31 protein-coding genes are annotated in these 26,339 nt (G+C 69.8%); 16 read left to right on the forward strand and 15 right to left on the reverse strand.

Going from position 1 to position 26,339, the window contains the following annotated elements:
- Positions 1–38: 38 nt before the first annotated feature.
- The 4 genes from fhuE (at position 39) to CY658_RS07375 (ending at position 4,924) form a co-directional block, all read left to right on the forward strand.
- Positions 39–2,525, forward strand: coding sequence for a ferric-rhodotorulic acid/ferric-coprogen receptor FhuE (gene fhuE, locus CY658_RS07360; RefSeq protein WP_101489506.1), 2,487 nt, complete (start codon positions 39–41; stop codon positions 2,523–2,525).
- Positions 2,526–2,637: 112 nt separating this feature from the next.
- The gene (locus CY658_RS07365) at positions 2,638–2,940 is read left to right on the forward strand and encodes a DUF3649 domain-containing protein (RefSeq protein ID WP_101489507.1); all 303 of its coding nucleotides are present in this window, start codon (positions 2,638–2,640) and stop codon (positions 2,938–2,940) included.
- The gene (locus CY658_RS07370) at positions 2,937–4,565 is read left to right on the forward strand and encodes a PepSY-associated TM helix domain-containing protein (protein ID WP_101489508.1); all 1,629 of its coding nucleotides are present in this window, start codon (positions 2,937–2,939) and stop codon (positions 4,563–4,565) included. The genes CY658_RS07365 and CY658_RS07370 overlap by 4 nt, the downstream gene beginning before the upstream one ends.
- Entirely contained in the window at positions 4,562–4,924 is a 363-nt protein-coding gene (locus CY658_RS07375) for a DUF3325 domain-containing protein (protein WP_101489509.1), read from the forward strand. Before CY658_RS07370 ends, CY658_RS07375 begins: the two co-directional genes overlap by 4 nt.
- A gap of 2 nt (positions 4,925–4,926) precedes the next feature.
- Here CY658_RS07375 and CY658_RS07380 read toward each other — a convergent pair whose 3' ends face one another.
- The 6 genes from CY658_RS07380 to CY658_RS07405 form a co-directional block, all read right to left on the reverse strand.
- Positions 4,927–5,916: a tripartite tricarboxylate transporter substrate binding protein gene (locus CY658_RS07380; protein WP_101489510.1), complete on the reverse strand. Its 990-nt coding sequence runs from the start codon at positions 5,914–5,916 to the stop codon at positions 4,927–4,929.
- Positions 5,917–5,978: 62 nt separating this feature from the next.
- Positions 5,979–6,335, reverse strand: coding sequence for a cupin domain-containing protein (locus CY658_RS07385; RefSeq protein WP_101489511.1), 357 nt, complete (start codon positions 6,333–6,335; stop codon positions 5,979–5,981).
- 21 nt (positions 6,336–6,356) lie between these two features.
- A complete protein-coding gene (locus tag CY658_RS07390; protein WP_101489512.1) occupies positions 6,357–7,352 on the reverse strand; it encodes a quinone oxidoreductase family protein in 996 nt (331 codons plus the stop codon).
- A complete protein-coding gene (locus tag CY658_RS07395) occupies positions 7,349–8,257 on the reverse strand; it encodes a 3-keto-5-aminohexanoate cleavage protein (protein ID WP_101489513.1) in 909 nt (302 codons plus the stop codon). Before CY658_RS07395 ends, CY658_RS07390 begins: the two co-directional genes overlap by 4 nt.
- Positions 8,254–9,018, reverse strand: a complete 765-nt coding sequence (locus CY658_RS07400) for an SDR family NAD(P)-dependent oxidoreductase (RefSeq protein ID WP_101489514.1) — start codon at positions 9,016–9,018, stop codon at positions 8,254–8,256. Before CY658_RS07400 ends, CY658_RS07395 begins: the two co-directional genes overlap by 4 nt.
- 32 nt (positions 9,019–9,050) lie before the next feature.
- Positions 9,051–9,917: a dioxygenase family protein gene (locus CY658_RS07405; protein WP_101489515.1), complete on the reverse strand. Its 867-nt coding sequence runs from the start codon at positions 9,915–9,917 to the stop codon at positions 9,051–9,053.
- A gap of 130 nt (positions 9,918–10,047) precedes the next feature.
- Here CY658_RS07405 and CY658_RS07410 point away from each other — a divergent pair, with 130 nt between their 5' ends.
- Both CY658_RS07410 and CY658_RS07415 read left to right on the forward strand, forming a co-directional pair.
- A complete protein-coding gene (locus CY658_RS07410; protein WP_101489516.1) occupies positions 10,048–11,079 on the forward strand; it encodes a LacI family DNA-binding transcriptional regulator in 1,032 nt (343 codons plus the stop codon).
- 97 nt (positions 11,080–11,176) lie between these two features.
- Entirely contained in the window at positions 11,177–11,743 is a 567-nt protein-coding gene (locus tag CY658_RS07415) for a thermonuclease family protein (protein ID WP_101489517.1), read from the forward strand.
- 31 nt (positions 11,744–11,774) lie between these two features.
- Here the strand turns inward: CY658_RS07415 and CY658_RS07420 are convergent, their stop codons facing one another.
- Positions 11,775–12,026: a hypothetical protein gene (locus CY658_RS07420; protein ID WP_101489518.1), complete on the reverse strand. Its 252-nt coding sequence runs from the start codon at positions 12,024–12,026 to the stop codon at positions 11,775–11,777.
- An 18-nt stretch (positions 12,027–12,044) separates the two neighbouring features.
- A complete protein-coding gene (locus tag CY658_RS07425; protein ID WP_101489519.1) occupies positions 12,045–13,391 on the reverse strand; it encodes an NAD(P)/FAD-dependent oxidoreductase in 1,347 nt (448 codons plus the stop codon).
- A gap of 149 nt (positions 13,392–13,540) precedes the next feature.
- On the opposite strand from CY658_RS07425, the gene egtB reads away from it, so the two are divergent.
- Both egtB and egtD read left to right on the forward strand, forming a co-directional pair.
- Positions 13,541–14,806: an ergothioneine biosynthesis protein EgtB gene (egtB, locus tag CY658_RS07430; protein ID WP_101489520.1), complete on the forward strand. Its 1,266-nt coding sequence runs from the start codon at positions 13,541–13,543 to the stop codon at positions 14,804–14,806.
- 129 nt (positions 14,807–14,935) lie between these two features.
- Positions 14,936–15,832, forward strand: a complete 897-nt coding sequence (egtD, locus tag CY658_RS07435; protein ID WP_257884830.1) for an L-histidine N(alpha)-methyltransferase — start codon at positions 14,936–14,938, stop codon at positions 15,830–15,832.
- Here egtD and CY658_RS07440 read toward each other — a convergent pair.
- Positions 15,807–17,300 carry an NAD-dependent succinate-semialdehyde dehydrogenase gene (locus CY658_RS07440; protein ID WP_101489521.1) on the reverse strand — a complete coding sequence of 498 codons (1,494 nt, stop codon included), beginning with the start codon at positions 17,298–17,300 and terminating at the stop codon, positions 15,807–15,809. The two genes, egtD and CY658_RS07440, sit on opposite strands and share 26 nt — an antisense overlap.
- Before the next feature lie 280 nt (positions 17,301–17,580).
- On the opposite strand from CY658_RS07440, the gene CY658_RS07445 reads away from it, so the two are divergent.
- The 3 genes from CY658_RS07445 to CY658_RS07455 all read left to right on the forward strand — a co-directional run bounded on the left by CY658_RS07445 (position 17,581) and on the right by CY658_RS07455 (position 19,182).
- Entirely contained in the window at positions 17,581–17,865 is a 285-nt protein-coding gene (locus CY658_RS07445) for a DUF427 domain-containing protein (protein WP_099791357.1), read from the forward strand.
- Complete coding sequence (locus CY658_RS07450; protein WP_101489522.1) at positions 17,862–18,611, forward strand: 2OG-Fe dioxygenase family protein; 750 nt, start codon at positions 17,862–17,864, stop codon at positions 18,609–18,611. The genes CY658_RS07445 and CY658_RS07450 overlap by 4 nt, the downstream gene beginning before the upstream one ends.
- A 130-nt stretch (positions 18,612–18,741) precedes the next feature.
- The gene (locus tag CY658_RS07455; RefSeq protein ID WP_101489523.1) at positions 18,742–19,182 is read left to right on the forward strand and encodes a universal stress protein; all 441 of its coding nucleotides are present in this window, start codon (positions 18,742–18,744) and stop codon (positions 19,180–19,182) included.
- Here CY658_RS07455 and CY658_RS07460 read toward each other — a convergent pair.
- Positions 19,169–19,849: an RluA family pseudouridine synthase gene (locus CY658_RS07460; protein ID WP_101489524.1), complete on the reverse strand. Its 681-nt coding sequence runs from the start codon at positions 19,847–19,849 to the stop codon at positions 19,169–19,171. The genes CY658_RS07455 and CY658_RS07460 overlap by 14 nt on opposite strands.
- 125 nt (positions 19,850–19,974) lie before the next feature.
- Between CY658_RS07460 and CY658_RS07465 the strand changes: the two genes are divergently transcribed.
- Complete coding sequence (locus CY658_RS07465) at positions 19,975–21,171, forward strand: MFS transporter (protein ID WP_374221101.1); 1,197 nt, start codon at positions 19,975–19,977, stop codon at positions 21,169–21,171.
- A 7-nt stretch (positions 21,172–21,178) separates the two neighbouring features.
- Here the strand turns inward: CY658_RS07465 and CY658_RS07470 are convergent, their stop codons facing one another.
- From CY658_RS07470 to CY658_RS32715, 3 genes are read right to left on the reverse strand one after another with little or no spacing between them, the layout of a single operon-like run.
- Positions 21,179–21,463 (reverse strand): 2Fe-2S iron-sulfur cluster-binding protein, encoded by a 285-nt coding sequence (locus tag CY658_RS07470; RefSeq protein WP_101489526.1) that lies wholly within the window; start codon positions 21,461–21,463, stop codon positions 21,179–21,181.
- Positions 21,460–21,756, reverse strand: a complete 297-nt coding sequence (locus CY658_RS07475; protein ID WP_101489527.1) for a VF530 family DNA-binding protein — start codon at positions 21,754–21,756, stop codon at positions 21,460–21,462. Before CY658_RS07475 ends, CY658_RS07470 begins: the two co-directional genes overlap by 4 nt.
- The gene (locus CY658_RS32715) at positions 21,753–21,899 is read right to left on the reverse strand and encodes a hypothetical protein (RefSeq protein WP_180288555.1); all 147 of its coding nucleotides are present in this window, start codon (positions 21,897–21,899) and stop codon (positions 21,753–21,755) included. The genes CY658_RS07475 and CY658_RS32715 overlap by 4 nt, the downstream gene beginning before the upstream one ends.
- Positions 21,900–21,986: 87 nt before the next feature.
- Here CY658_RS32715 and CY658_RS07480 point away from each other — a divergent pair, with 87 nt between their 5' ends.
- The gene (locus CY658_RS07480) at positions 21,987–22,505 is read left to right on the forward strand and encodes a GNAT family N-acetyltransferase (protein WP_099791345.1); all 519 of its coding nucleotides are present in this window, start codon (positions 21,987–21,989) and stop codon (positions 22,503–22,505) included.
- 89 nt (positions 22,506–22,594) lie between these two features.
- Positions 22,595–23,512 (forward strand): DUF808 domain-containing protein, encoded by a 918-nt coding sequence (locus tag CY658_RS07485; RefSeq protein WP_101489528.1) that lies wholly within the window; start codon positions 22,595–22,597, stop codon positions 23,510–23,512.
- Positions 23,513–23,529: 17 nt separating this feature from the next.
- Here CY658_RS07485 and CY658_RS07490 read toward each other — a convergent pair whose 3' ends face one another.
- On the reverse strand, positions 23,530–23,745 hold the full coding sequence (locus tag CY658_RS07490) for a hypothetical protein (RefSeq protein ID WP_101489529.1): 216 nt from the start codon (positions 23,743–23,745) through the stop codon (positions 23,530–23,532).
- A gap of 136 nt (positions 23,746–23,881) precedes the next feature.
- On the opposite strand from CY658_RS07490, the gene CY658_RS07495 reads away from it, so the two are divergent.
- Complete coding sequence (locus CY658_RS07495; RefSeq protein ID WP_257884779.1) at positions 23,882–24,316, forward strand: hypothetical protein; 435 nt, start codon at positions 23,882–23,884, stop codon at positions 24,314–24,316.
- Positions 24,317–24,393: 77 nt separating this feature from the next.
- A complete protein-coding gene (locus CY658_RS07500; RefSeq protein ID WP_101489530.1) occupies positions 24,394–25,191 on the forward strand; it encodes an enoyl-CoA hydratase/isomerase family protein in 798 nt (265 codons plus the stop codon).
- Between the two features lie 16 nt (positions 25,192–25,207).
- Here the strand turns inward: CY658_RS07500 and CY658_RS07505 are convergent, their stop codons facing one another.
- Entirely contained in the window at positions 25,208–26,311 is a 1,104-nt protein-coding gene (locus CY658_RS07505) for a M14 family metallopeptidase (RefSeq protein ID WP_101489531.1), read from the reverse strand.
- Between the last annotated feature and the right edge of the window lie 28 nt (positions 26,312–26,339).

The raw sequence follows: 26,339 nt of genomic DNA on the forward strand, positions 1-26,339 counted from the left end.
GAAGAACTCACCGTTGCCCAACCGAAAGGCCCGTCTCCATGCCCGCATCCCGCCCGTCCGCCTTGCGCCCGTTCGCAGAGCGCCGCCTGAACACCGTCCTTCGCCACGCCCTGATGGCGCTCGCCCTCGGCGGCCTGGCCGGCGCGGGAGGGCCGGCCTTCGCGCAGGCGTCGCCGTCGCTCGACGCTGCGGCGTCCCGCGCGTACGACATTCCCGCCGGCCCGCTCGGTCGCACGCTGGCCACCTTCGCGGCCGGCAACGGCATCGCGCTGTCGTTCGACCCCGCGCTGACGCAGGGGCGCAGCAGCCCCGCAATTTCGGGCCGCTACACCGCGCGCGAAGCCATCGAGCGCCTGCTCGCGGGCAGCGGCCTGCAGGTGGTCGCACGCACCGACGGCAGCTACACGCTGAACCGTCGCGAGGCCGGCGCACCCGTTGCAGGGAACGCGGGGCAGGGCGGCATCGACACGCTCTCGCCCGTCACCGTCACGGCCGACGCCGACCGCAGCGGCACCAGCGAAGGCACCGGCAGCTACACCACGCGCGCCACGGCGGCGGCCACGGGGCTGGCGCTGTCGCCGCGCGAGACACCACAGTCGGTCACCGTGATCACGCGCCAGCAGATCGACGACCAGAACCTGCTGTCGCTCGGCCAGGCCATGCAGAACGTGCCCGGCGTGTTTGCCGTGAGCTCCGACAGCGACCGCACCGACCTGTACGCGCGCGGCTTCTACATCGACAACTACCAGTACGACGGCGTGCCGACCACGGTCACGACCGACTTCTTCGGCGCCTCCACCAACGACCCGGTGCTGTACGACCGCATCGAGGTCGTGCGCGGCTCGACCGGGCTGCTCACCGGCGCGGGCAACCCGTCGGCCTCGGTCAACCTGGTGCGCAAGCACGCCGACAGCAAGGTGTTCGCCGGCAGCGCGTCGCTCGCGCTGGGCTCGTGGAACCTGCGCCGCGGCACGGTCGACCTGCAGACCCCGGTGACGAAAGACGGCCGCGTGCGCGCCCGCATCATCGGCATGACGGAAGACCGCGATTCCTTCATCGACATGTACCACGGCCGCAAGCACGTGCTGTATGGCGTGGTCGATGCCGACCTCTCGCCGAACACCACGCTGAGCGTGGGCATCGAGTCGCAGGCCACGCGCCCCACGTCGTCGACCTGGGGCGGCCTGCCGCTGACCTTCAGCGATGGCACGGCCACGCGCTGGGACCGCTCCAAGACCATCGGCACGCCGTGGACCCACTGGGACACGACCACCACCACGGCCTTCGCGAACCTCACGCACCAGTTCGACAACGGCTGGAAGCTCAAGGCCAACGGTTCGCACCGCGAGAGCAAGCAGAACGCCAAGCTGCTGTACCTCTTCGGCGGCCTCGACCGCTTCACCGGCCGCGGCCTGGGCTCGCTGCCCGGCTACTTCGAGCACGAGTTCCGCCAGAACAGCCTCGACCTGCAGGCCACTGGCCCGTTCAAGTTGCTGGGCCGCACGCACGAGCTCGTGGTGGGCGTCACCAACAGCCAGTCGCGCTACGTGGAGGCCAGCCATCCGCGCACCAGTGCGTTGCCCAACACCGGCAGCTTCTACAACTGGAATGCGTCGTCGTACCCCGAGCCGGCCTGGGACCCGCTGAAGGTCTCGGGCATCACCAAGACGCGCCAGACCGGCTATTACGGCGCCGCGCGCTTGTCGCTGGCCGATTCACTCAAGCTCATCGTGGGCGGCCGGCAGAACAGCTGGCGCTCCACGCGCCTGACCGCCGACACCCCGACCACGCGCAAGCACGAGGTGTTCACGCCCTACGCGGGCCTGGTGTACGACCTGAGCCAGAACTACTCGGTGTACGCGAGCTACACCGACATCTTCCAGCCGCAGAACTACCGCGACGCCGGCGGCGCCTACCTCGATCCGGTGACCGGCAAGAGCTACGAGATCGGCCTCAAGGGCGAGCACCTGAACGGCAAGCTCAACACCTCCATCGCCGTGTTCCGCGCCGAGCAGGAGAACGTGGCGCAGCGCGACGGCACCAAGCTCGTGCCCAACTCGAGCGAAGGCGCCTACTACGGCGCACGCGGCGTGACCAGCAAGGGCATCGAGCTGCAGGTGTCGGGCGAGCTGGCCCCGGGCTGGCAGCTGAGCGCGGGCATCGCGCGCACGCTGGGCCGCGAAGGCAACGGCGACCGCATCAACACCGCCATGCCGACCACGCAGGCCACGCTGTTCACCACCTACCGGCTGCCCGGCGAATGGCACCAGCTCACGCTGGGCGGCGGCATCAACTGGCAGAACCGCACGTACTACGCGTACAGCCTGGGCGACATCGACCTGCGCTACCAGCAGGGTTCGCGCGCGGTCGTGAGCCTGATGGCGCGCTACGCCTTCACGCCCAAACTGGCGCTGCAGCTGAACATCGAGAACCTCTTCGACAAGAAGTACTACAGCAACATCGACGGGCAGGCCTACTTCGGCACGCCGCGCAACGCGGTGGCGACGCTCAGTTACGCGTTCTGACCGGAAAAAAGCAAGACGAAAGGGCGGGGGCATGACCCTTTTTTCGTTCTCGTTTGTCATGTAGGGGAGGGGCGCATTTCCGTGTCCCGCTTTCCTGTCCCCCCGGTCCCCGATGAACACCCGCTCTTCCACCTTTTCTCCCGCCCTGCGGCTGCTGTCCCGCGTCGCGGCCGCCGTGTTCGGCGGCTACGCGCTGGCCTCGGCCGCCGCCGTCTTCCTGGCCGCCGTGCTGCCGGCCGGCCCCGCCGAGGCTGCGCTCGGGGGCATGCAGTTCAGCTTCGCGGTCTACACCGTTGCCGTGATCTGGGCGTTTGCGCCCGTGTCGCTGCCGCGCGCCTGGGCCGGCTTGCTGTTGCCGGCCGTGGTGCTGGCCGGGCTCGGCCTGGCCTTGCGCGGCGCGGGAGGCGGGGCATGAGCACGAAGACAACCAAGGCGCCGTCGCAAGGCGGCGGCTTCCGCCAGGCCCAGGCCTGGCTGCACACCTGGTGCGGCCTGTGGTTCTCGTGGCTGCTGTTCGCTGTGTTCCTCACCGGCACGCTGGCCGTGTTCGACGAGCCCATCACCCACTGGATGACCCCGGAGCATCACGCCGAGGAAGCCGCCGCCGCAGCCAAGAAAGAGAAGGGCGAACCCACGGGCGACCGCGCGCAGCGCCTGGCCTGGGGCATGGCCTACATGGCCGAGCACCACCCGGGCGCCCCGATGTGGGAGCTGTGGCCTTCGGACGCACAGGGCGGCGGCGAGCTGCGCGTGTTCTGGTTCGACGCCAACCGGCAGTACGCGGGCGTTGCACTCGACCCCGCCACCGGCAAGCTGCTGACGGAAGAAGGCGGCCACACGGCGCGCGCCACGCTCGGCGGCCACCACTTCGTCGACTTTCACTACGAGCTGCACGCCGGCACCGTCGGCCTGTGGATCGTCGGCATCGCCGCGATGGCGATGCTGGTGGCGCTGGTGTCGGGCGTCATCACGCACAAGCGCATCTTCAAGGACTTCTTCACCTTCCGGCCCAAAAAGGGCCAGCGCAGCTGGCTCGACGCGCACAACGCCGTGGCGGTGCTGACGCTGCCCTTCCAGTTCATGATCGCCTACACCGGCCTCGTGATCTCGGGCACCACATTCATGCCCGCCAGCAAGGTGCTGCACTACGGCACGGGCCCGGCGGCGCAGGTGCGCTTCGTGTCCGAGCTGGGCGACAGCGACAAGCCCGCCGCCACCGGCCGCGCGATGCCCGTGCCCGTGCTCGAACCCTTTGCCGCGCGCGGCCAGGAACGCATGGGCCAACCCGTGCGCGCGGTCGTCATCGACCACCCGGGCGACGCGGCTGCGCGCATCGGCGTGTACGGATGGAACGGCGACGACGAATCCGCGCGCAGGCTCAGCGCCACCACCGGCATGGTGCAGTTCTCGGCTGCCACCGGCGAGGTGCAGCGCGTGCGCCTGCCGGGCGCCGCCGACGGCGGCGCGGCCATGCTCGCGCAGTCGGCCATGAGCGGGCTGCACATGGTCACCTTCGGCGGCTGGCCGATGAAGTGGCTCTACTTTTTGTGCGGGCTCGCGGGCACCGCGATGATGGGTTCGGGCGCGGTGCTGTTCATCGTCAAGCGTCGGCAGAAGCACCTCGGCGAATTCGGCGGCGCGACGGCGCGGGTCTACCGGCTGGTCGAAGCGCTGAACGTCGCGGCCATCGCCGGGCTCGCCATCGCCTGCGTGGGTTATCTGTGGGCCAACCGGCTGGTGCCGGTCGGTATCGGGCACCGCGCCGACCGCGAGTTGCAGGTCTTCTTCGCGCTGTGGGCGCTGGCGCTGGTGCATGCCTTCGTGCGCCAACCGGCGCGTGCGTGGCGCGAGCAGCTCGGTGCGCTGGCCGCGCTGTGCCTGCTGTTGCCGGTGCTCAATTTCGTGACCACGGGCGATCACCTGCTGGCGCAGCTGTTGCGCAGTGATTGGGAAAGCCTCGGCGTCGAACTGGGCGTCGTGGCCTTCGGCCTCGCGGCGCTGGGCGCGTTGCGTCATCTGCGGCGGAAGGTGGCGCGATGACGACGGTGTGGGCTTCGTTGCTGGGCTTCGCGCTGGCGTATGCAGGCATGGCGTGCCTGAGCTTTGCCATGGACCGGCACCATGAGCAGCTGACGCGTGGACGTGAAGTGCCCGCGCGCCGGCGCACGGCGTTGCGCGTGGTGGGCGTGCTGCTGCTGGCCGCGGCCGTCGTGCCTTGCGTGATGGCGTGGGGCGCCACGGTCGGGACGGTCGCGTGGCTGGGCTTCCTGTCAGCGGGGGCACTGCCGGTGGCGCTGTTGTTGCCGTACCGCGCGCGTGCCGTGGCGTGGGGCGCTTCGGCAGCTGCGGTGGCCGGTGGTGCGGGGCTTGCGCCGGTGCTGGCGGCGCTGCTGCGCTGAGGTCAGTCCACCTTGATGGCTGCGGCCTTGACCACCTGCTGTGCCTTCGCGGTCTCGTCGGCGATGAACTTGTTGAACTGCGCCGTGGGCATGGTGAAGGGCTCGGCGCCGAGCTTCTCCAGTCGGTCCTTCAGCTCGGGCGACACCATGATCTTCGCGACCTCGGCCTGCAGCCGTTCCACCACGGGCTGCGGCGTCCTGGCGGGCGCGAACAGGCCGACCCAGAACAGGTAGGCCGAGCCCGGCACGCCGGCTTCCACGGTGGTGGGTGCGTCGGGCAGGGCGGACGAGCGGCCGGCGGTGCCCACGGCCAGCGCCTTCAGCTTGCCGCTCTTGATCAGCGGCAGCGCCGACACCATCGGCGCGAAGAACCAGTCGACGCGTCCAGCCATCACCTCGGTCATGGCTTCGGGCGTGCCGCGAAAGGGCACATGCTGCGCATCGACACCGGCCGCGAGGCGGAACACCTCGGCATTCATGTGCGTGGCCGAGCCGTTGCCCGCGGAGCCGTAGTTCAGACCGCCGGGCTTGGCCTTTGCCTTGGCCACGAGGTCTTTCACATCGGTGAAGTGCGAGGGCGCGGTCACCAGCACGTTGGGCAGGCTGGCCATCGGCGTCACGCCCGTGAAGTCTTTCTGCGTGTCGTACGACAGGCCCTTGTAGATCCACGGGTTCACGAGGTGGCCGGCCGAATGCACCAGCAGCGTGTAGCCATCGGCCGGCGCCTTGGCGGTGATGGCCGCGCCCAGCGTGCCGCCCGCGCCGGGGCGGTTGTCGACGATCACGCTGGTGCCCAGCGCGGGCCCCAGCTTTTCGGCGACGAGGCGCGCGACGATGTCGGTGCCGCTGCCCGCCGTGAAGGGCACGACCAGCTTGATCGGTTGCGTGCCCGGCCACGCGCCTTGTGCGTGCGCGCCGCCGAGCGTGCAGGCCGCGAGTGCCGCGGCGATCGTGAGCGCCTGTCGGCGGCTCCAGGGGAATGTCTGCTTCATGCGTCTTGTCTCCGTTGATTTGTTGGTGTGAGCGATGAATGACTAAGAAAGGAGAGCGCGCGTCAGCCGGGCGGTGCGGTCGGCATCACCAGCGCCACCAGCACCGGGCGGTTGCTGCGGTTCTCGAGTTGCCGCTTCTCGCCGGGCGCGAAGCGGCAGCTGTCGTAAGGCTGGAGCACGTCCTCCTGGTGTGCGCCGTCGAGTTCGCCGACGATGTGCAACTCGCCCTCGAGCACGAGGTACAGCTTTTCCATCGGCGAACCATCGAGCCCGGTGTGGCCGCCGGGCAGGATCTGGCTCATGCCCATCCACATCTGCGTCGAGGGGCCGGCTTCCTTGCCTTGCAGGCGCAGGCAGCGCATGTCGAAGTGGTTGGGCGCCTCGTAGTGCGGCGCCTCGCTGAAACGGGTGACGTGCATGGCGATGTTCCTTCTCTCGGTTCAGGGGCGCAGCACGACGCGGTCGGTGCTGCCCGACAGCACCAGCCGGTAGGCGTCGATCGCTTCGTCGAGTGCGAAGTGGCGTGCCACGGGAAAGGGTTTCAGCGTGCCGCGCTCGAAGCCCTCGCGCATCGCGTCGAGCTGCGCGGTGGAGGCGACGCAGTCCATCGCCAGCGAGTCGATGCCCACGTAGGTGTGCATGCCGCGGTAGAACGCGAAGATGTCGAAGGGCACCGCGCGGTCGTGCGTGGCGATGAAGATCTGCGTGGCCCCCTTGGCCATCGCCTTGTTGGCGGCCTCGAAGTAGGCGCTGCCCACGGTGTTGTAGACGATGTGCGCGCCGCGGCCGTCGGTGAGCTCACGCACCTGCGCGCCCACGTCGGCGTGGTGGCGCGCGTCGACCACGTCGACCGGCGCGCTCGCGAACCCTGCGAACGGCCCCGGGCCGCGCTGCACTGCGATCACGCGCGCGCCGGCCTGCGCGGCGAGCTGTACCGCCGCCTGCCCGACCTTGCCGTTGGCGCCCAGCACCAGCACCGTCTGGCCCGCCTGCGGCATGCCGCTGCGCCGAAAGCCCTCGTAGGCCGTGACGAAGGGCACGCCCACGGCGCCGGCCTCGTCCATCGAGATGCCCTTCGGCTTGGCGCGCAGGGCCGCTTCGGGCAGCACGAGGTAGCGTGCATGCGAGCCGTCGCGCGTGATGCCGACGTCGCCGCCCGAGCCGTAGACCTCGCGGCCGATCCAATCCGCCGGCCCGCTCACGACGGTGCCCGCGAAGTCGCGGCCCGGCGTGCGCGGCCAGACGGCCTGCGGCATGAGGCCCAGCGCGGCCTTCACGTCGCTCGGGTTCACGGCGGCGGCGGCCACGCGCACCACGGCATGGCCGGGCGGCGCGGCGGGCTCGGGCTGCGGCGCGGCGTCCAGGTGCAGCGCCTCGAGGTTGGCGGCCTTGCTGTTCACGCGCAGTGCGCGCGGTTCATGAAGGATGGCGCTCATCGTGCGGCTCCTTGAACGGTGCGGGTGTCGGCCAGTCCCAGCATCGCGCGGGCCTCGCGCGGGTTGGCGACGTCGCCGCCCAGGCTGCGCAGGATGTCGCGCGTCTTCGCCACGAGCTGCGCGTTGCTCTCGGCCAGCACGCCTTTCTCGAGGTAGATGTTGTCTTCCATGCCCACGCGCACGTGGCCGCCCAGCAGCCACGACTGCGCGACGATCGGGAACTCCGTGCGGCCGATGCCGAAGGCGCTCCAGAAGGCGCCGCGCGGCAGCAGATTGCGTGCGTAGAGCAGCGTCTCGGGCGTGGGCGCAAAGCCGTACTTCACGCCGAGCACGAAGGTCCACATGGCGGGGCCGTCGAGCGTGCCGTCGGCGATGAGGCCCAGCGCCAGGTGGATGTCGCCCGAGTCGAAGATCTCCAGCTCGGGCTTCACGCCGGCCTCGCGCATCACCTTGGCCATGCGGCGCACGTTCTTCGGCGTGTTGATCACCACGTCGGGGCCGGAGTTCATGGTGTTGAGGTCGAGCGAGCACACGTCGGGCCGGATGAGCGCGATGTGCTCCACGCGCTTCTCGGGCGGCAGCAACGTGGTGCCGGGCGCGGCGATCTTCGGATCGTCCTCGCTCGGAATGAAGCGCCCGCCCGGCCCGGTCGTGAGGTTCACGATCAGCTCGCGGTTCTCGCGGCGGATGCGGTCGACCACCTCGCGGTACAGATCGACCTCCATCGAGGGCTTGCCCGTTTCCGGGTGGCGCACATGGATGTGCACCTGCGCCGCGCCGGCTTCGGCGGCGGCCAGGCATTCGTCGGCGATCTGCACCGGCGTGATCGGCAGGTGCGGCGTCTGCTCAGGCTTCACGAGGTTGCCCGTGACCGCGCAGGTGATGAGCGTCTTTGGGTTGTTCACAGGTGACGCCCTCCGTCGACCACGATGCGCGTGCCGGTGACGAAGCGCAGCGTGGTGGCGAGCGCTTCCACGGTGGCGGCCACGTCGTCGGGTTTGCCGATGCGCCCCAGCGGCGTGGTGCTCGCCATCTTGTTCGCGAACTCCGCGCCGCGGCCCGGCACGAAGCCCGACTCGACCGCGCCCGGCGACACCGACACCACGCGCACCGCGGGCGCCATCGCCTTGGCCAGCGCGTCGCCCACCACATCGAGCCCGGCCTTGGCCGCGACATACGCGAGGTTGCTGCCCACGCCCGTGAAGCCGGCGATGGACGAGATGTTGACCACCAGCCCATCGCCGGTTGCCTTGAGCATCGGCGCGAAGGCGCGGATGGTGGCGAACACGCCGCGGAAGTTGGCGCGCAGCAGGTCGTCGATGAGTTCGTCGGTCAGCGCATCGAGGTCGCCGGCCGCAATGGGCTGCGTGTGGCCCGCGCTGTTGACCAGGATGTCGCAGCGCCCGTGCGCGGCCTTCACTTCGGCCGCGGCGGCTTGCAGGCTCGGTGTGTCGACGATGTCGGCGCGGATCGCGCCGTGGTGCTGGCCGCTGTCCGAGGGCAGGGCGGCGGCGCGCGCGGCACCGTCGTCGCCGCTGCGGTGCAGCAGCACGCAGGTGGCGCCCAGCGCGGCCAGCCGCGTGGCCGTGGCGTAGCCGATGGCGCCGAGGCCGCCGGTGATGACGGCGATCTTGCCGTGGAGTTGGGATTGAGGATCGAAGCTCATGAGATGAAGAGGCGTTGTGGGATGGGGGGAGATCAGGGAATCGGCGGGCGGGGGAACTTCATCTCGCCGGGCTCGAGCTGAAAGTCGTACTGCAGCGTGGCGCGCTGGCCATCGGGTGCGAGCGCGAAGCAGCCGATCAGTTGCCGCGTCACGCCGAAGGTCGGGTCGCTTTCCAGGTTCTCGTCGTCGTCGGCGAACACCTGCGTGATCAGCACCTTGTGGCCCGGCTTGCTCAGCATGAAGTGCAGGTGCGCGGGCCGGTTCGGGTGGCGCTGCTGCGCGCGCAGCAGCACGCCGCAGGGCCCGTCGGTGGGTACCGGGTAGCCGGCGGGGCGCACGCTGCGGAAATGAAAGCGGCCTTGCGCGTCGGTGGTGAAGCGCCCGCGCAGGTTCATGTCGTCCTGTTCCGGGTCCTGGTTCTCGTAGAGCCCGACCGGCGAGGCCTGCCACACGTCGACCGTGACGCCGGCCATCGGCTGCCCGCGCACGTCGCGCACCGTGCCGGTCACTTCGAGCGGCGTGCCGGGCGTGCCCGAGCGCGCGATGCTGTCGCCCGTTGCGCAGGCCGGCGAGTTGGCGCGCCAGAAGGGACCGAGCAGGGCGGCCGGCGATTCGCCGTGCGGGTCCTGGTTGTTCTGCAGCGCGACCACGGTCGACACGCCGAGGATGTCGGCCGCCAGCACCACCTCGTTCTTGGTCTCGCCGGTGGCGTGGCCGATGGCGACGATGAATTCGAGCGCCTGCTCGAACTCTTCCTCGGTGAGCTTCACCTCCTGGACGAAGGCATGCAGGTGGCGCGTGAGCGCGTCCATCACGGTGCGCAGCCGTGGGTCGGGTGTGCGGTTCATGGCGTCCAGCGCGAAGCCGAGCACCGAATCGGGGGAGGTGGCGATGTTCATGGTGGGTCTTTGCAATCGTTTGCACGATAGTAAGTCAAATCCCAGAAAAGTAAAATGGTGGGTATCCGAGGTGCCAGAATGGGAATTCGCCCGCTATGGCCTGCCGGATGTCCAACAATCGTTTGCACCAATGAGCGCCCAACCGCCTTCCAGCCCCGTCACCATCCGCGACGTCGCCCGCGCCGCCGGCGTGCACGTGTCGACCGTGTCGCGCGCGCTCAGCCCCGAGAAGCGCTCGCTGATCAGCGACGAGGTGCTGCGCGTGGTCGAGGAGGCTGCGCAGCGCCTGGGCTACCGGCCCAACCGCGCGGCCTCGGCGCTGCGCACGGGCCGCACCCACACCATCGGCGTGCTGGTGCCCGACATCACGAACGCGGTGTTCCCGCCGATCCTGCAAGGCATCGAGGCCAGCGCCGCCGCGCGCGGCTACTTCGTGTTCGTCACCAACGTGGTCGACCCGGCGCTCGCGCGGCCGGTGCTCGAACGCATGCTGGCGCAGCGCGTGGACGGCGTGATCCTGGCCACCGCCACGCGCGACGATCCGCTGGTCGACTTCGTCGCCAAGGCCGGCATGAAGTCCGTGCTGGTCAACCGCGCCGACGAAACCGGCCGCCTGCCCGCCGTGGTGAGCGACGACCGGCTGGCGATGAAGCTCGCGGTCGATCACCTCGTGGGCCTGGGCCACAAGCGCATCGCGCACCTTGCGGGGCCGCAGAACATCCCGACCGGCGTGGGCCGCTTGCTGGGCGTGGAGCAGGCCCTGCGCGACCACCGCATGAAGCCGGCCCGCATCGTCGAGTGCACGAGCTACAGCCGCGAAGCGGGCGCGGTCGCGATGAAGCAGATGCTTGCGGCCGGTGCCGCGCCGCAGGCCGTGGTCTGTTGCAACGACCTCGTGGCACTGGGCGCCTACGACGCGCTGCGCGAAGCCGGCCTGCGCGTGCCGAAAGACATCTCCGTCACCGGCCACAACGACATGCCGCTGGTCGACATGGTCGATCCGCCGCTCACCACCATCCGCCTGCCGCACCGCGAACTCGGCTGGCGTGCGGCCGAGATGCTGTTCGCCGAGATCGACGGGCAGGCGCTGTCAGCCTCCACCGTGGTGCTGCGGCCGGAGCTGGTGGTGCGCAAGTCGACGGGCGCACCCGCCGCGCGCTGAAACGAAGACGAAAACAAATGCATCCGAAGGGCGGCGCGCGCACTTCGCGCCGAGAATCTTCGGCCATTCCCGGCCCCGTGTTCCGTTCCCATTCCGCATGCGCTTTCGCCCCGTCTTCCTGCTTCTTTCCCTCGGTCTTTCCCTCCCGCTGCTGACCCACGCCGCGTCGCCGCGCACCTGCCTCGTCGTCGGCGTGAGCGACGGCGACACGCTCACCGCGCGCTGCGGCCGCAGCGGCGCTTATGAACAGGTCAAGGTGCGCATCGCCGCCATCGACGCACCGGAGAAAGCGCAGCCCTACGGCCAGCGCAGCCGGCAGGCGCTGAGCCGCCTGTGCTACGCCGAGAAGGCCGTCATCACCGAGCGCGACACCGACCGCTACGGCCGCACCGTGGCCGACGTGCGCTGCAACGGCGAAGACGCCGGGCGCCGCATGGTGGCCGAGGGATGGGCCTGGGTTTACGACTACCACGGCATCGTGAAGAAGCGCGGCGGCGACCTGTTTCGGCTCGAGGCCACGGCGCGCGCGCAACACCTGGGCCTGTGGGCCGACACCGCGCCGACACCGCCGTGGGACTGGCGGCGCGAACGGCGGGAGCAGCCGCGCCATGGTGGCGGTGGTTCGCAGCCGTGGGGCGACGTGCGCTTCGAACCCCTGTCATGAGCGCCTGACGGCGCCTTGCGGAATCAGCGGGTCAGCAGTGGCCCGAATACCAGCAGCGCACCTCAGGCATGAACAGGCCCCAGACGAAGCTGATGGCACACACGATCAGCATCAGCAGCGCGAACATGCGCAGGCCCTCGGCGCCCCAGCGCGGCGCGAAGATGCTCACGAGAAAGCCCGAGAGAAACGTGCCCTCGAGCCAGGCCGCGCCGCCCCAGCGCAGGATCCAGAGCCAGAACAGCGCATCGAGCGCATGAAAGACCACCCACCAGAGCAACGTCATCGCGCGGCGTGGGGGTGCTTACGACTCGCTGCGGCCCTGCACGTCGGCCACCACGCGCGCGTTGCGCTGGAAGCTCCAGTAGGCGCTGGCCCAGTCCCACATCACGACGACGCGGTTGCGAAAGCCGATGAGGAAGTACGCGTGTGCGAACAGCCAGAACAGCCACGCGAACCGGCCGCTGAAGCGCAGCGGACCGAAGGGCGTGCCCAGGTCGACCACCGCCGAGTTGCGGCCGATGGTGGCCAGGTTGCCGTAGTCGGCGTAGCGGAACGGCACCGTGGGCTGGCCCGCCAGGCGGCGCAGGATGTTCGCCGCCGCTGCGCGGCCCGCCTGCTTGGCGCCGGGCGACACGCCGGGCACCGGCTTGGGCGGCTTGCCGGGCGCGTGGCTCATGGTGGCGGCCAGGTCGCCCACCACGCTGATCTCGGGGTGGCCCGCCAGGCTCAGGTCGGGCTCGACCTTAATGCGGCCCGCGCGGTCGCACTCGACGCCTGTGGCGTTGCCGAGCAGCCGGCCCAGCGGCGAGGCCGCGACACCGGCCGCCCACACCACGCAGCTGCTGGGAATGCGGTAGCTCTGCAGCGGCGCACCGTCGGGGCCGCCGCCGGTCTGCACTTCGAGGCCGGCGTTGTCGATGGCGGTGACGCGCGCGTTCAGCCGCACTTCGACGCCGAGTCGTTCCAGTTGCTCGAGCGCCTTCTGGCTCAGGCTTTCGGGCATGGCCTGCAGCACGCGAGGGCCGCCCTCGACCAGCAGCACCTGCGCGCTGCCGGGGTCGATGCGGCGGAACTCGCCCGCAAGCGTGTGCTTGGCGATCTCGGCCAGCGTGCCGGCCATCTCGACGCCGGTCGGGCCAGCGCCGATCACCACGAAGGTGAGCAGCGCGCGGCGGCGCTCGGGGTCGGTGGTGGTCTCGGCCGTCTCGAAGGACATCAGCACGCGGCGGCGGATCTCGAAGGCGTCGGCCAGCGTCTTCAGACCCGGCGCGGCGGGCGCCCACTCGTCGTGCCCGAAATAGCTGTGCGTGGCGCCGGCCGCGACGATCAGGTGGTCGTAGGCCACGTGGCTGCCGTCGGCCAGCTGGATGCTGTGCGCGGCCGGGTCGATGCCCGTCACCTCGGCCAGCAGCGTGGTCACGTTGGCCTGCTTGCGGAACAGGGCGCGCACCGGCGCCGCGATCGACGGCGCCGCGAGCCCGGCGGTCGCCACCTGATAGAGCAGGGGCTGGAACAGGTGGTGGTTGGTCTTGTCGATCACCGTCACATCGACGTCGGCCCGCTGCAGCTTGCGCGCTGCCTCGAGTCCGCCGAAACCGCAGCCGATGATGACAACGTGGGGCCTGGCCGAAGGAGAGGGGGTTTGCATCGTCCGAATCATACGCAGCGGCCCGAGGCGTTCCGGGGCCGCTTGCGCGCAGAACGGGCTCCTGCGGCGGCGCGGCGGCGGCGTCTTGTCCTACGTGCCTTTGTCGCCGGTATGGGCTAAAACTTCTGGCTGATCTGACTGGAGACACCATGACGTTTTCCCGGCCGATCGCCCCCGTGGCGAACGCCTTGCGCGAGCGATTCCGCACGGTGCGTGCCGCCAGCCTGGCGCTTGCCGCGCCCCTGTCCGCCGAGGACCAGTGCATCCAGTCGATGCCCGACGCCAGCCCGACCAAGTGGCACCTGGCGCACACGACGTGGTTCTTCGAGACCGTGCTGCTGCAGCCGCATGCGGCGGACTATCGGCCGTTCGATGCGCGCTTTCATTACCTCTTCAACTCCTACTACGAGGCGCTGGGGCCGCGTCATCCGCGGCCGCAGCGCGGGCTGCTCACGCGGCCGTCGCTCGACGAGGTGCAGGCCTACCGCCGCCACGTCGACGAAGCGGTGCTCGCGCTGCTCGCGGCGCCCGGGCCGCTCGACTGGGCGGCCATCGAGCCCATCGTTGCGCTCGGCCTGAACCACGAGCAGCAGCACCAGGAGTTGCTGCTCACCGACATCCTGCATGCCCTGTCGTGCAACCCGCTGCTGCCGGCCTACAAGCCCGCGAGCGGCCCCGCGCTGCGGCTGGCCGCTGTGCCGGCCGAGGTGCGCTGGCTGGCGCAGCCGGGCGGCACGGTCGAGGTCGGTCATGCGGGCGACTGCTTCTGCTTCGACAACGAGACACCGCGCCACGCCGCCTTGCTGCGCCCCTACGCCATCGCCGACCGGCTGGTGAACTGCGGCGACTACGCACAGTTCATCGCCGACGGCGGCTACCGGCGGCCCGAGCTGTGGCTGTCCGACGGCTGGGCCGCGGTGCAGGCCCAGGGCTGGCGCCATCCGGCGTACTGGCTCGAAGCCGACGACCCGCGCATCGCCACCCTCGGCGCAGGCGGCGGCCATGCCGCGCCCTGTGGCTGGCAGGTGTTCGGCCTGCACGGCGTGCGGCCGATGGAGGCTGACGCACCGGTGGCACAGCTGAGCTTTTATGAAGCCGCCGCGTACGCCGAATGGGCCGGCGCGCGGCTGCCGACCGAGTTCGAATGGGAGGCCGCCTTCGACGCGCCCGGCATCGCGCAGATGAGCGGCCACGTCTGGCAATGGACGCGTTCGTCGTACGACCCGTACCCGGGCTTTCGTCCGCTGCCCGGCATCGCGGCCGAATACAACGGCAAGTTCATGGTGGGGCAGCTGGTGCTGCGCGGTGGCAGCGTGGCCACGCCGGCCGGCCACACGCGGCCGAGCTACCGCAATTTCTTCCCGCCGGCGGCACGCTGGCAGTTCTCGGGGCTGCGGCTCGCGAAAGACCTTTGACCGACTTCGATGGAGCCGAGCACCATGCGCAATCCGACCACTTCTTCATTCGCCCTCGCCAGCCACCTGCCACGCCAGGAAGAAGCGACCTCGCCCGACACCGCCCCGTGGTCCGAGTTCGGCCGCGCCATGCAGGCGGGCCTGGCGCGCACGCCGCGCCACATCTCGCCCAAGTTCTTCTATGACGTGGCCGGCTCGCAGCTGTTCGACCGCATCTGCGAGCTGCCCGAGTACTACCCCACGCGCACCGAGCTGGGCATCCTCGGCGCCTGCGCCGGCGAGATCGCCGCGCAGGTCGGGCCGAACGCCGAGATCGTCGAGTTCGGCGCGGGCTCGCTCACCAAGGTGCGGCTGCTGCTCGACGCGCTCGAGTCACCGAAGCGCTATCTGCCGATCGACATTTCGGGCGAACACCTCGAAGCCGCGGCGGCGCGCCTGAAGGCTGACTACCCGGCACTGGCCGTGCAACCGATCGCGGCCGACTACACGATGCCGCTCGTGCTGCCCGCGCCCATGGCCGGGGCGGGCCGGCGCGTGGGCTTCTTCCCGGGCTCGACCATCGGCAACTTCGAGCCCGACGAGGCGCTGGCGTTTTTGCAGCTCGCGGCGCGCATGCTGCGCGGCGGTGGCCTGCTCATCGGCGTCGACCTGGTGAAAGACCCCGACCGGCTGCACGCGGCCTACAACGATGCGCAGGGCGTGACGGCGGCGTTCAACCTCAACCTGCTGCGGCGTGCGAACGCGGAGCTGTCGGCCGACTTCGACCTCGACGGGTTCTCGCACGCGGCCTTCTACAACGCACCGATGCGCCGCATCGAGATGCACCTCGTGAGCCGGCGCGCGCAGAGCGTGCAGATGCGCGGCGAGCAGTTCTCGTTTGAAGAGGGCGAGACGATCCACACCGAGTACTCGCACAAGTTCACCGTCGAGGGCCTGCAGGGACTCGCGGTGCGTGCGGGCTTCCGCGTCGGGGCGGTGTGGACCGACCCCGAGCGGCTGTTCAGCGTGCACTGGCTGGTGAGCTGACTGGCGACGTATCCAGCCCCGCAAGGCACACGTACTTCACCTCGAGGAAGTCGTCGAGCCCGTACTTCGAGCCCTCGCGCCCCAGCCCCGATTGCTTGACGCCGCCGAACGGCGCTTCGGCGGTCGACACCAGCCCGGTGTTCACACCCACGATGCCCGATTCGAGCGCTTCGGCCACGCGCATGATGCGGCCGATGTCGCGGCTGTAGAAGTACGCGGCCAGGCCGAACTCGGTGTCGTTGGCCGCGGCGATGGCTTCGGCCTCGGTGTCGAACGCGAAGATCGGCGCCAGCGGGCCGAAGGTTTCTTCGCGTGCGAACAGCATGTCGGGCGTGGCGCCGCCGATCACGGTCGGCTCGTAGAACAGGCCGCCCAGTGCATGGCGCTTGCCGCCTGCGAGCACGGTGCCGCCCTTGGCGACGGCGTCGGCCACGTGCTCCTCGATCTTCTCGACCGCCTTGGCGTCGATCAATGGCCCCTGGTTCACGCCGGCCTCGATGCCGTTGCCGACCTTCAGCGCGTTGACCTTGGCCACGAGCTTCTGCGTGAAGGCCTCGAGCACGCCGCGTTGCACGTACAAGCGGTTCGCGCACACGCAGGTCTGGCCGGTGTTGCGGTACTTGGAAACCATCGCGCCTTCGACGGCGGCATCGACATCGGCATCGTCGAACACGATGAAGGGCGCGTTGCCGCCGAGTTCGAGCGACAGCTTCTTGATGGTGTCGGCCGACTGCTTCATGAGCGTGCGGCCCACCTCGGTCGAGCCGGTGAAGGTGAGCTTGCGCACGATGGGGCTGCGCGTCATCTCGCCGCCGATCTGGCTGGCCGAGCCGGTGAGTACCGACAGCAAGCCCTTCGGCACGCCCGCGCGTTCGGCGAGCACCGCAAAAGCCAGTGCCGAGAACGGCGTCTGCGTGGCCGGCTTCACCACCATCGCGCAACCGGCCGCGAGCGCGGGGCCGGCCTTGCGCGTGAGCATGGCGGTGGGGAAGTTCCAGGGCGTGATGGCGGCGGTGACGCCCACGGGCTGCTTGAGCGCCAGGATGCGGCGGTCGGCCTGCGGCGCGGGAATGGTGTCGCCGTACACGCGGCGCGCTTCTTCGGCGAACCACTCGATGAACGAGGCGGCGTAGGCAATCTCGCCGCGGCTCTCGGCCAGGGGCTTGCCCTGCTCGGTGGTCATGATCAGCGCGAGGTCGTCCACGTTCGCCAGCATCAGGTCGTTGAGCTTGCGCAGGATGGCCGAGCGTTCCTTGGCGGGCACCTTGGCCCAGGCCTTCTGCGCCTTTTCGGCGGCGGCGATGGCGCGAACGGTTTCTTCGGTGCCGCACATCGGCACGGTGCCGATCTGCTCGCCGGTGGCGGGGTTGGTGACGGCGACGGTGGTGCCGTTGTCGGCATTCACCCAGGCGCCGGCGATGCAGGCCTGCTGGCGCAGCAGGCTCGGGTCTTGGAGCTTCAATGGCATGGCGTGGTGTCTCAGGCTGGCAATGCGCCGGGGCCTTGAGGGAAGTGAGTCAGGGGGAAGAGGAAGCGGACCACATCGACGTGCACGCCGCAAGCCGGCCACGGAAAATCCGCGTCGTGTGCTCGGGTTTGCACACCCGGTGCATCCACGGAAACCCTGCCCGCATCGGGCCAAGATGACCCGGCGCAAGGAAAGCACCTCGCGCCAGCGTCACAATAGTCACTGTCCCGAGCGCGCAACGCGGCATCGGCACCTTGCACCTCCCCCGGAGATCGATCCCATGAAAGCAACCTGGAACGGCGTCACCATCGCCGAAAGCGACGACACCGTGCTCGTCGAAGGCAACCACTACTTCCCGATGAGTTCGCTCAATCGCGATGCGGTCACCTTCAGCAACCACAAGACCACCTGCCCGTGGAAGGGCTCGGCGAACTACTACTCGCTGCTGGTCAACGGCGAACTCCACGCCGACGCCGCCTGGTATTACCCCGACCCGAAGCCCGAAGCCGAGGAAATTCGTGACCGCGTCGCGTTCTGGAAGGACGTGAAGGTCAGCGCCCAGTGAGCACCGCCGCCTTCGCTCCCCCGTTCACGCCGCCGGCCGAACTGGCCGGTGCGCTGCGCGAACACGGTTATGCGGTGCTGAGCCCGCAGGGCGTGTGCGACTGGCTCGGCGTGCCGTTGGCACAGCTCGAAGCGCTGCACGCCGACTGGAACGACCTGCCGCCCGACGAGTACCTGAAAGACGGCGGTCGCTACCGCACGCGGCGCCATGCCTGTTTCACGGTCGATGCCGATGCCGCGCTGGCACCGGTGCCGCACCGCGCGCACTGGCAGCCGGTCGAATACAACGCGCTGCACGGCGGCATGCAGCGCTGGTTTGCGCCGATGCTCGACGCCACGGTGGCGCAGCCCGTGTGGCAGCGGCTGATGCAGCAGCTCGGCCAGGTCAGCAGCGACATGCGCGGCGCACCGCAGCGCTGGTTCGTGGAAGCGCACCAGTTCCGCATCGACACCGCCGGCGGCATCGGCCGTCCGACGCCCGAAGGCGCGCACCGCGACGGTGTCGACCTGGTGGCGGTGGCGCTCATCGGGCGCCAGGGCATCAAGGGCGGCGAGACGCGCGTGTTCGAGGCCAACGGCCGGCGCGGCGAGCGCTTCACCATGACCGAGCCGTGGACGCTGCTGCTGCTCGACGATGCGCGCGTGATTCACGAATCGACGCCGATCCAGCCGCTGGAAGAGGGCGGTGATGGGTGGCGCGACACGCTCGTCGTCACCTGCCGGTCCGAGGGTTTCCAGGGGGATTGAGACGCCTGCGGGCTTCGCTGGTCGGAGTCCTACAGGGCGGGTTCTGCAGAGCGGTTAAATTCGGGGCCCGACCCGGTGCGAACCGGGTCCGTCAGTCTGTCTGTCTGCGAACGCTAAGCGAGGTCCCGCCATGTTCAATCACATCCTGGTCCCCATCGACGGCTCCGAAACTTCCATGCTCGCGGTCAGCAAGGCCAGCGGTCTTGCCCTGGCTTTCGGCAGTCGCATCACGCTGATCCACGTGATCGACAACTACCCCTTCATCGGTGTGGGCGCGGACTATGCGCTCGGCCAGAACGAATACCTCGCGGCGGCCACCGCCAGCGCCAATGCGGCGCTCGCACGCGGCGTGGCCGCCCTGGCGGCCGAAGGCCTGCACAGCGACCAGCGCGTGATCGACGGCCACGTGGTGCACGAAGGCATCGTGGACACCGCCATCGCCATCGCGGCCGACCTGATCGTGATGGGCTCGCACGGCCGCAGCGGCATCGAGAAACTGCTGCTGGGCAGCGTGACGCAGCGCGTGCTGCAGGACGCGACCATGCCGGTGCTCGTCGTCAAGGGCCACTGAGCCACTGCGCAGCGAACCCCGCCGCACATTCGAAGTGCAAAGGCTCCCGCGTCGCGGGATGCACAAACCCCAATTCCCTGGCATGCAGCAGCAGGCGCGGCGCGCGTGCCTGCAGCGCGGCATTGCCGTACAGCGCATCGCCCAGGATCGGGTGCCCGATCGACAGCAGGTGAACCCGCAGCTGGTGTGAACGGCCCGTGAGCGGCTCCAGCAGCACGTGCGTGGCCGCAGGGGCGCCGGGCGGCGACACGCTGGCCAGTGCGCGCCAGCGCGTGAGGCTGGGCTTGCCCGCAGGATCGATCTTCTGCAGCGGCCGGCGGGGCCAGTCGGCCATCAATGGGGCGTCGATGAGCGACCAGTCGCCCTGCTGCGGCATCACGCCGTCCACCACGGCTTCGTAGCGCTTGTGCACCTCGCGGTCGGCAAAGGCCGCGCTCAGGGCGCGCTGCATCTCCAGGCCGCGCGCCATCACCACGAGGCCGCTGGTGCCCATGTCGAGCCGGTGCACGATGAGCGCATCGGGCCATTGGCGCTGGGCGCGCGCGCTCAGGCAGTCCTGCTTGTCGTCGCCTCGGCCGGGCACGCACAGCAGGCCGGCGGGCTTGTCGAGCACCAGCAGGTGGGCGTCTTCGTGAACGGGGAGCAGGTCGGGCGGCGAAGCGGTCATGGGGACAACGAGTGTAGAGAGGCTCAGAAAGGCCGAAGAAGCCTCGGCTATCCTCGACCGATATGCCCGGCGCCGCTCCTTCCTCGTCTCCTTCTTTCTCCGACCTGAGGCGCGAGCGCCCCTTCATGCAGCTGTGGGTGGCGCGCCTGTTCGGCACCGCCGCCTCGCAGATGATGCTCGTGGCCATCGGCTGGCACATGTACGAGCTCACCGGCAGCGCGTGGGACCTGGGCCTGGTCGGCCTGTACCAGTTCGTGCCCGCGCTGCTGCTGGCGCTGCTGGCCGGTCACGTGGTGGACCGGCACCACCGCGCCCGCATCGTGGCGGTGTGCTTCGCGGTGCAGGGCACGGTGGCACTGGCGCTGCTGTTCGCGGTGCTGCACAAGAACGACACGCGCGGGCTGCTGCTCGGGCTGTCGCTGGTGCTCGGCGCGGTGCGCGCCTTCCAGATGCCGGCGCAGCAGGCGCTCACGCCGTTGCTGGTGCCGCCGCTGCTGCTGTCGCGTGCGATGGCGTTCAGCTCGGCCGGCATGCAGGGCGCGATCATCGGCGGCCCCGCGCTCGGCGGGCTGCTGTTCGTGGCGGGCATGGCGGTGGTCTACGGCGCCAGCGTGCTGTGCTTCGTGATCGCCTGCGTGCTGGTGCTGCGGCTGCGCTACGACCACGCACCGGCCGCGCGCGAGCCGGTCACCTTGGCCACGGTGTTCGCGGGCGTCAATTTCATCTGGCTGCGCAAGCCGGTGCTGGGCGCGGTCTCGCTCGACCTGTTCGCGGTGCTGCTGGGCGGCGCCGTGGCGCTGCTGCCGATCTATGCCAAGGACATCCTGCACACCGGCCCCTGGGGCCTGGGCCTGCTGCGCAGCGCGCCGGCGGTGGGCGCGCTGGTGATGTCGATCGCGCTCACGCGCCGGCCCGTCGAGCGCAACGTGGGGCGCACGCTGCTGCTGGCCGTGGGGGCGTTCGGGCTGTGCATGGTGGTGTTCGGGCTGTCGAAGAGTTTTCTCGTCTCGCTCGTTGCGCTCGCGGTGTCGGGCGGTGCCGACATGGTCAACGTCGTGATCCGTCAGACGCTGGTGCAGCTGGAAACGCCCGACGCCATGCGCGGGCGGGTGAGCGCGGTCAATTCGATCTTCATCGGCGCGAGCAACCAGCTCGGCGAGTTCGAATCGGGCGCCACGGCGGCGCTGCTGGGGCCGGTCGGCTCGGTGGTGCTCGGCGGCGTGGGAACGATGCTGGTGGCGCTGACCTGGTTCCGCCTGTTCCCATCGCTGGCGCAGCGCGACCGGATGGTGGTGGCTGCACCGGCTTCGGCGCGGCCTTAGCCGTTCGTCAGTCGAAGAGGGCGCGCGCCTGCGGCGTGTCGAGCGTGAGGTCGCTCAGCGCCTCGGCCACGCACGGAAGAATCCAGCCGTCGATCTTTTCGTCGAAGCTCAGGCCTGGCCATTCGATGAGGTGGCGGCTCTCGCCCGACAGGCGCTGGCAGATGCAGGTGCGGCAGGTGCCGTTGCGGCACGAGCTCGGCAGCTCGATGCCGGCCGCCTCCGCCGCGTGCAGCAGCGTGACGCCCGCCTCGGCCTCGAATTCGAGGCCCGACGGTTCGAGGCGGACCTTCATTGCGCGGGAGGTTCTTGGGGTGGCTGTTGCTGCTGCTGTTCGCGGCGCTGCTCGCGCAGCATGAAGAGATACAGGCTCTCGACCTTGTCGCGCGCCCACGGCGTCTTGCGCAAAAACTTGAGGCTGGAACCCACGCTGGGCTCGCTGATGAAGCAGCGGATCGGCACCAGGTGCCCCAGCTGCTCCCAGCCGTAGTAATCGGCCAGCGCAGTCACGATGGCCTCCAGCGTGAGGCCGTGCAACGGGTTGCGCGGCTGCGCCGGCTTGGGGGCGGGCGCGGGGACGTCGGTCACTTGTTCTTGAGCTTGCCGCGCGGAATCACCGCCGTGGTGACGGTGCGCACGGGCTCGATGCCGCCGGTGGGGGCCTTCGGCGGCGAAGTGTCCTTTCTCGGTTTCTTGGCTTCCTTGTTGGTGCGTTGCTGACCCTTGGCCATATGCTTTCTCCAGTTGATACGTGCGGATGCAGCCGGCAGTTTAGCGGTGCGGCGACAATAGCCGGTTCCACACGTTTTTCCGCTTTCATGTCCGATTACGAAGTTCGCCCCGCCACGATGCGCGACGCCAAGGCCGTCGCTGAAGTCCATGCCCTGTCTGCCAAGGCTGCCTACGAAGGCATCCTGTCCGAAGACGACCTGCGCGTGCTGGCCCCCGCCTCGCGCGAGGCCAAATGGCGCGAGGCCATCGAATTCAGCGAACCCCAGGTCCATGTGGTGACGCACGGCAGCGAGATCGTCGGTTTCGTCGGCTTCGACCGCTCGCGCGACCCCAAGACGCCGCCCACCACGGGCGAGATCTGGGCCATCTACGTCAAGCCCGAGCACTGGGGCAAGGGCGCCGGCGTGGCCCTCTGGGACGCCGCCCGCGAAGGCCTGGCCGAAGAAGGCTGCACCACGGTCACCATCTGGGTGCCGCTGCGCAACGACCGCGCCATGCGCTTCCACGAACTCGCCGGCTTCAAGCGCGAGATGAAGACGGCCAAGACCACCGCGCTGGGCACCGTCCGCGTCGAAGAGATCCGCCTCAAGCGCGTGGTGGACTGATCCACCCCGGATGCCGCGTACGGTCTTCACCGGCGCGGCGATCGGCTGCGGATAAGCTCGCCGCTTCTTCCACAGCCTGACTTTCGCCCATGGCCACCAGCCTGCTCCTGCTGCTCGACGACATCGCCACCGTGCTCGATGACGTCTCCGTCCTCACCAAGCTTGCTGCCAAGAAGACCGCCGGGGTGCTCGGCGACGACCTGGCGCTGAACGCGCAGCAGGTCACCGGCGTGCGCACCGAGCGCGAGTTGCCGGTGGTGTGGGCCGTGTGCAAGGGCTCCCTCGTCAACAAGGCGATCCTGGTGCCGGCCGCATTGGCCATCGGTACCTGGTTGCCCTGGCTGGTGACGCCGCTGCTCATGGTGGGCGGCGCGTTCCTGTGCTTCGAGGGTGCCGAGAAGCTGGCCCACAAGTTCCTGCACAAGAAGGAGCACGAGGCCGACACCGCGCGCCACCAGAAGGCCGTGGCCGACACCACGGTCGACGTGGTCGCGGTCGAAAAGGACAAGATCAAGGGCGCGGTGCGCACCGACTTCATCCTCTCCGCCGAAATCATCGCCATCACGCTGGGCACCGTGCAGGGCCAGCCGTTCACGACGCAGCTCAGCGTGCTGGTCGGCATTGCGCTGATCATGACGGTGGGCGTGTACGGCCTCGTGGCCGGCATCGTGAAGCTGGACGACGCGGGCCTGTACCTGAGCCAGCGCAGCAGCGCGGCGGCGCGCGGCCTGGGCCGCGGCATCCTGGCGGCGGCGCCGTGGCTCATGAAGGGCCTGTCGGTGGCCGGCACGGCCGCCATGTTCCTCGTGGGCGGCGGCATCCTGGTGCACGGCGTGCCAGCGTTCGGCCATGCGGTCGAAGACTGGGCCAAGGCCACGGGTGGCGTGTTCGGCACGCTGGGCTCGATGGGCGTCAACGCCGTCGTCGGCCTCGTGGCCGGTGCCATCGTGCTGGCCGTGGTGGAGCTCGTCGGCAAGCTGCGCGGCAAGAAAGCCGCCGCGCACTGAGCGCTTGAAGCCGGACCTCAGCGGTCCGGCTTGCCGCGCTGGAACAGGCCGACGCCGACCAGTGCCACTCCCAGTGCGAGCGCGAACCAGCCGACGATGTACGCGCCAGCCACCATGTCGAACCAGCGCGTGCCCTGCAGGAAGCGCGGCCCCAGCAGCACGGCGACGCCGATCAAAAGGCAGAGGATGCCGCGCTCGATGGTGCGCAGCTGTCGTTGGGGGCGTCGGGCCATGGGGGTCTTTGCAAGGGAAAACGGAAGCGGCCATTGTCCCGCGCCGCACGGGGAGGCCGGCAGTCGCCTGAAAACGTCGCGTGCGCGCATCGGTCGGCACGCAAAAATGCTTCCAAACGTTGCAGAATCGCAAGCCATGCCATACCGCCACCTGCCCACCGGTTCCGCCTTCTTCCACCCGTTCCGACGCGCCTGCGTGGGTGCCTCGCTGGCCTTGATGGCCGCCACGGCCTTCGCGCAGCCGCAGCCCGACCCCGCCGGCTTTCCGATGGACTCGGTCGGCTACCTCAACGAGGAGCTGCCGCGCATGGAAGCGGCCGTCGCCGCGAAGGACCGCAGCTTCTTCCTCGGCGCGATGACGCGCATGGTGCAGTTCTCCGAGCGCTGGGGTTTCAAGGCCAAGGCCAACCCCGAGCTGGCCGCCTACCCGATGTGCACGGCGGCCGTCATGGACTACGCGGTGGTCGGCATGTGCAAGCTGAACCCCGCCGACGATGTCTGCGAGCCGGGCCTGGCGCCGCGTTTCGACGCGAACCTGAAGCGCTGCCGCGAGCTGGCCGCGCAAAAATAGGCCTCCGGCCTTTCTTCTTCTCCTTCATCGAACGAGTCCCCGCGCCATGGCCGTGCGTGCGGGGCGGAGACACACGCATGGACTACACCCGCTACCAGACCCTCGCCCTCACGCGCCGCGGCGCGAACGGCGCGGTGCTCGACATCCAGATGCGCGCCACCAACGGCAAGCTGCCCACGGCCGGCCATGACGGCCACCGCGAGCTGGCCGAAATCTGGCGCGACGTGGCGGCCGACGACACGGTGCGCTGCGCCGTGCTGCGCGGCGAGGGCATGGGCTTCTCGGGCGGCGGCGACCTGGGCATGGTGCAGGACATGACCACCGACGACACCGTGCGCCAGCGCGTGTGGAAGGAAGCGCGCGACCTTGTCTACAACCTCATCAACTGCGACAAGCCCATCGTGAGCGCCATGCACGGCCCGGCCGTGGGCGCGGGGCTGGTGGCGGGCCTGCTGGCCGACATTTCCATCGCCACGAAGACCGCGAAGATCGTCGACGGCCACACGCGCCTGGGCGTGGCGGCGGGCGACCATGCGGCCATCGTGTGGCCGCTGTTGTGCGGCATGGCCAAGGCCAAGTACCACCTGCTGCTGTGCGAGCCGGTGAGCGGCGAGGAGGCCGAGCGCATCGGCCTGGTGTCGCTGGCGGTGGACGAGGCCGACCTGTTGCCGCGCGCCTACGAGATCGCCGACCGCCTCGCGGCCGGCAGCCAGAGCGCGATCCGCTTCACCAAGTACGCGCTGAACAACTGGCTGCGCCAGGCCGGACCGACCTTCGACGCCTCGCTGGCGCTCGAGTTCATGGGCTTCGCGGGCGCCGACGTGCGCGAAGGCGTGGCCTCGTTGCGCGAGAAGCGCGCGCCGAACTTCGGCTGAGCCGAAGCTCGCCGGGTCAGGCGTTCTTGAGGCCCTGCAGGGTCTGCAGCAGCACGACACGCGTCTGCCCGAGCACCATCCCTTTCCACTCGTCGTTGTCGCAGTAGAACGCGTCGCGCAGGCGGCGGCGGATCTCGCGCTTCTGCGATTCGGGCGCCTCGGGGTGGCGGCGCAGCCAGGTGTCGGCGCGCAGGCGCTCGAGCACTTCCAGGTCGGGCAGCGTGCCGAACTCCAGGCCCATGGGCGCGACGCGCGCGTTCGGGCATTCGTCATACGCGGTCGAGATCACCGGGCCCGACACGTCGGCCGAGGCCGAGTCGCCCGCGAAGGGCGCGAACACATCGGCACCCCACCAGGCGTGGGCCAGTGCCAAGTCTTCGGGCGTGTTGCGGCCCGGGTAGATCTTTTCGCCGTGGCCGTAGGGGCCCAGGCCGGTGTGCACGTCGATCCAGCCCAGGTGCGTGGCCGAGGCTGCATAGCCGCGCAAGATCGCGCGGATGGTGCGGTTGCTCCACGACGGCGCGGTGCCGCCGTAGAACAGGCCGTCGGGCGAGGTGTACTGCCCGCGCGTGACGGCTGCGCGAAAGGCGGTCATGCCGTGCGTGGCGATGTAGCCCGCCACGGCCGCGTCGTCGGCGGGCGTCGGCGGCCAGCTGGCGGGCAGCACCAGCGGCTCCACGTCGGCGTACTCGGCGTTCACCGGCAACGGCGCGCTGAAGTCGATGTGGTTGCGGTTCAGGTCGATGTTGTCTTCGTTGGTGCGGTGCAGGTGCGAAAAACCGTGCGGGTTCACCGCATGCACCAGCAGCAGCGCGACGCCCGCGCGTTCGAGGCGCGCGAGCAGGTCGGCGTCGTTCAGCGTGGCGACCTGCGCGCCCGAGCCGCAGAAGCCCTCGGGGCCGTGCGTGCCCGAGGTGACAAGCAGCACCTTCTTCGCGTCGGCCGCACCGATCAGCGCGACGTCGGTGGCGAGTTCTTCGCCGAGTGCACCGCGGTGCGTGGGGTGCACGAACGACTCGATGCTGGCGCCGCGCGCCGCGGCGGCCTCGAGGAACTTGGCGCGGGCTTCGACATACGTGCCCGAGAAATGGCGGGTGGCGGCAGTGGCAGGCTGGGACATGGCGGGAAGATTCCTGTGCATGAAGGCG

The sequence above is a fragment of the Variovorax sp. RO1 genome, from assembly GCF_002849325.1.
In the GTDB taxonomy this organism is placed as follows: Bacteria; Pseudomonadota; Gammaproteobacteria; order Burkholderiales; family Burkholderiaceae_C; genus Variovorax.

Bases quoted from the DNA above. Each gene is read 5' to 3' on its own strand.
- fhuE (WP_101489506.1), top strand. From the start codon at position 39: ATGCCCGCATCCCGCCCGTCCGCCTTGCGCCCGTTCGCAGAGCGCCGC.
- CY658_RS07365 (WP_101489507.1), top strand. From the start codon at position 2,638: ATGAACACCCGCTCTTCCACCTTTTCTCCCGCCCTGCGGCTGCTGTCC.
- CY658_RS07370 (WP_101489508.1), top strand. From the start codon at position 2,937: ATGAGCACGAAGACAACCAAGGCGCCGTCGCAAGGCGGCGGCTTCCGC.
- CY658_RS07375 (WP_101489509.1), top strand. From the start codon at position 4,562: ATGACGACGGTGTGGGCTTCGTTGCTGGGCTTCGCGCTGGCGTATGCA.
- CY658_RS07380 (WP_101489510.1), bottom strand. From the start codon at position 5,916: ATGAAGCAGACATTCCCCTGGAGCCGCCGACAGGCGCTCACGATCGCC.
- CY658_RS07385 (WP_101489511.1), bottom strand. From the start codon at position 6,335: ATGCACGTCACCCGTTTCAGCGAGGCGCCGCACTACGAGGCGCCCAAC.
- CY658_RS07390 (WP_101489512.1), bottom strand. From the start codon at position 7,352: ATGAGCGCCATCCTTCATGAACCGCGCGCACTGCGCGTGAACAGCAAG.
- CY658_RS07400 (WP_101489514.1), bottom strand. From the start codon at position 9,018: ATGAGCTTCGATCCTCAATCCCAACTCCACGGCAAGATCGCCGTCATC.
- CY658_RS07405 (WP_101489515.1), bottom strand. From the start codon at position 9,917: ATGAACATCGCCACCTCCCCCGATTCGGTGCTCGGCTTCGCGCTGGAC.
- CY658_RS07410 (WP_101489516.1), top strand. From the start codon at position 10,048: ATGAGCGCCCAACCGCCTTCCAGCCCCGTCACCATCCGCGACGTCGCC.
- CY658_RS07415 (WP_101489517.1), top strand. From the start codon at position 11,177: ATGCGCTTTCGCCCCGTCTTCCTGCTTCTTTCCCTCGGTCTTTCCCTC.
- CY658_RS07420 (WP_101489518.1), bottom strand. From the start codon at position 12,026: ATGACGTTGCTCTGGTGGGTGGTCTTTCATGCGCTCGATGCGCTGTTC.
- CY658_RS07425 (WP_101489519.1), bottom strand. From the start codon at position 13,391: ATGCAAACCCCCTCTCCTTCGGCCAGGCCCCACGTTGTCATCATCGGC.
- egtB (WP_101489520.1), top strand. From the start codon at position 13,541: ATGACGTTTTCCCGGCCGATCGCCCCCGTGGCGAACGCCTTGCGCGAG.
- egtD (WP_257884830.1), top strand. From the start codon at position 14,936: ATGCAGGCGGGCCTGGCGCGCACGCCGCGCCACATCTCGCCCAAGTTC.
- CY658_RS07440 (WP_101489521.1), bottom strand. From the start codon at position 17,300: ATGCCATTGAAGCTCCAAGACCCGAGCCTGCTGCGCCAGCAGGCCTGC.
- CY658_RS07445 (WP_099791357.1), top strand. From the start codon at position 17,581: ATGAAAGCAACCTGGAACGGCGTCACCATCGCCGAAAGCGACGACACC.
- CY658_RS07455 (WP_101489523.1), top strand. From the start codon at position 18,742: ATGTTCAATCACATCCTGGTCCCCATCGACGGCTCCGAAACTTCCATG.
- CY658_RS07460 (WP_101489524.1), bottom strand. From the start codon at position 19,849: ATGACCGCTTCGCCGCCCGACCTGCTCCCCGTTCACGAAGACGCCCAC.
- CY658_RS07465 (WP_374221101.1), top strand. From the start codon at position 19,975: ATGCAGCTGTGGGTGGCGCGCCTGTTCGGCACCGCCGCCTCGCAGATG.
- CY658_RS07470 (WP_101489526.1), bottom strand. From the start codon at position 21,463: ATGAAGGTCCGCCTCGAACCGTCGGGCCTCGAATTCGAGGCCGAGGCG.
- CY658_RS32715 (WP_180288555.1), bottom strand. From the start codon at position 21,899: ATGGCCAAGGGTCAGCAACGCACCAACAAGGAAGCCAAGAAACCGAGA.
- CY658_RS07480 (WP_099791345.1), top strand. From the start codon at position 21,987: ATGTCCGATTACGAAGTTCGCCCCGCCACGATGCGCGACGCCAAGGCC.
- CY658_RS07485 (WP_101489528.1), top strand. From the start codon at position 22,595: ATGGCCACCAGCCTGCTCCTGCTGCTCGACGACATCGCCACCGTGCTC.
- CY658_RS07490 (WP_101489529.1), bottom strand. From the start codon at position 23,745: ATGGCCCGACGCCCCCAACGACAGCTGCGCACCATCGAGCGCGGCATC.
- CY658_RS07495 (WP_257884779.1), top strand. From the start codon at position 23,882: ATGCCATACCGCCACCTGCCCACCGGTTCCGCCTTCTTCCACCCGTTC.
- CY658_RS07500 (WP_101489530.1), top strand. From the start codon at position 24,394: ATGGACTACACCCGCTACCAGACCCTCGCCCTCACGCGCCGCGGCGCG.
- CY658_RS07505 (WP_101489531.1), bottom strand. From the start codon at position 26,311: ATGTCCCAGCCTGCCACTGCCGCCACCCGCCATTTCTCGGGCACGTAT.